The organism is Photobacterium lucens, from assembly GCF_009873615.1.
GTDB lineage: Bacteria > Pseudomonadota > Gammaproteobacteria > Enterobacterales > Vibrionaceae > Photobacterium > Photobacterium lucens.
On sequence record NZ_SSMG01000189.1, the window covers coordinates 1 to 2329 of the forward strand.

Below are 2329 nucleotides of genomic sequence, written 5' to 3' on the forward strand. Positions count from 1 at the left end.
GATAAATAATTACTAATTTAATTAATTTATAAGTTTCATATTTTATTTAAATACACCGTTAATTTTGGTGAGAGTATTAACTTTATGAAGGTGTTATCAAATGAATATATATCGTTATCCTACATTTTTACGCCATTTTTTAATGTTCATATTCTTCTTTTTTCCACTTTTAGCAAGCGCAACAAATTACACAGAAAGTTATGACTATATTGTGGTCGGTGCAGGTGCTGGCGGAGGCCCCCTTGCATCAAGTCTTGCAGAACGAGGCTTTACCGTATTACTTGTTGAAGCCGGTGATTTACGAGAAGAAGATAAAGATTTAATGGATGCTCCTGTATTGCATGTTAAAGCCAGTGAGCATCCCCGCCTATCATGGCAATACTTCGTCAATCACTACAGCGCTCCCAATCGAAATCGAGCAGATAGCAAACACTGCCCACAAAAAGCAGGCTGCCCCCAAGATGCGGAAGGGATTTTCTATCCAAGAGGATCGACCATTGGTGGCTCAACAGCTGTAAATGCGATGATTTCAGTTATCCCTCATAATAGTGATTGGAATAATATCGCAGCAATTACAGGTGATGATTCTTGGTCTGCGAATAATATGCGTCACTATCTGACAAAAGTAGAACGTAATTTATATGGCAAGAATGAACACCAAGGACACGGTACACAAGGCTGGTTACCCATCAATCACAATGCCTTACTCGCCCCACATGCTAACGGTGGCTTATATTCACCACTCTCTCCTATCGTTAAATTTAGCTACTTAGGCATTATCGCTGGAGCTGGTATCCAAGCCGACAGAGGTAGCCCACATCACCCAAGTTTATTCTTTCCGTTCAAGAATATTAATAAACTACGTGATGGCCGAGAACCAGAAGGGCTCTATCAAGTTCCCGTTGCTGTCAATGAAAGAGGTCGAAGAGGTGGCGTTGCAGGTAGGATCCTCAACACTATTGATGCAGGTTACCCTTTAACTTTAAAAACCAATACCTTAGCGACAAAAGTCATCATGGTTCATCAGCTAGGGTTAACACCACAAGCAGAAGGTATTGAAGTCTTGCACGGTGCACACCTTTATAAAGCAGATCGAAACTCAGGTAATAGCATCATTCCCGCCCCAACCTATTACCGTGCAAATAAAGAAGTGATCTTATCAGCAGGAGCATTTAATACCCCTCAATTACTGATGTTATCAGGTATAGGTGATCGTAATGAGCTGGCACGACACAATATCCCCGTAACCGTCAATCTGCCAGGAGTTGGTCAAAACCTACAAGATCGTTACGAAGTCCCTCTTGTTTTTGAGAAAAGACTCCGTTTTTGGATCTTTGATTTTGGTCCACTCAACTTCCCTGCATTACGTAACTGTAATTACAATCCCGATCATAAAGATCATTGCCACTACAATTGGGAACATCATCAAAAAGGCGTTTACACCCAACCCGGTGCGTTGATCAGCATGGTTACCAAGTCACAACGCTATGATATCCATGGTAATAAAATTGCCATTAATAATGCGATAGAACAGCTAGATCCTGATCTATACATGTTTGCGTTAGGAGGAACATTTAAAGGCTATTATCCTGGCTACAGTAACCATACCTTTGATCCTGATAACCAATATACTTGGTTGATCTTAAAAGGACACAGTAATAACCGTGGTACCGTTTCTCTTCGCAGTGCCGATCCTCTCGATACACCGATCATTAACTTCAAATACTTTGGAGATCCCCAAGCTGGCGTTCTGCCAAGTAATCAACACTACGAAGATCTCAAAGCAATCATGAAAGGAGTTCAACTATTACGACGTACAGCGCAGCATTCAACCAATCTCACCTTCGGCAAGGTTTACCATAAGGAAGTGTGGCCAGGTAGACATGTCGATACGCATAGAGAAATACAGAACTTTATTATGAATGAATCATGGGGACACCATGCATCTTGTACGGCAAGGATTGGTTCAGCAAGCGATCCTATGGCTGTGCTCGATAGTAATTTTAAAGTCCACGGCACAGAGAGATTAAGAGTTGTAGACGCCAGTGTCTTCCCCAAAATCCCAGGTTTCTTTCCAGCCGTTGCCATTTATATGCTTAGCGAAAAAGCCGCAGATGTTATCACAGAAGATTCACTGAACTATTAATCTCAGCATATTTCTTCAAATAATTAAGGTCTCAACTTTATTGCTGAAACTTTTTCTGAAATACAAATGCAAAAAAGCCTCGTCATTTCTGACGAGGCTTTCGAAAATGGCAGGGGTGGAGAGATTCGAACTCCCAACACGCGGATTTGGAATCCGCTGCTCTGCCAATTGGAGCTACACCCC

At 41.7% G+C, this 2329-nt stretch carries 1 protein-coding gene; it reads left to right on the top strand.

Features of this window, described 5'->3' with window-relative positions:
• Window positions 1-100: 100 nt before the first annotated feature.
• Entirely contained in the window at window positions 101-2146 is a 2046-nt protein-coding gene (locus E5A76_RS09065; protein WP_161118722.1) for a GMC family oxidoreductase, read from the top strand.
• The last annotated feature ends 183 nt before the right edge of the window (window positions 2147-2329 follow it).

Coding starts and splice junctions, on each gene's coding strand:
- E5A76_RS09065 (WP_161118722.1), top strand. CDS start 101: ATGAATATATATCGTTATCCTACATTTTTACGCCATTTTTTAATGTTC.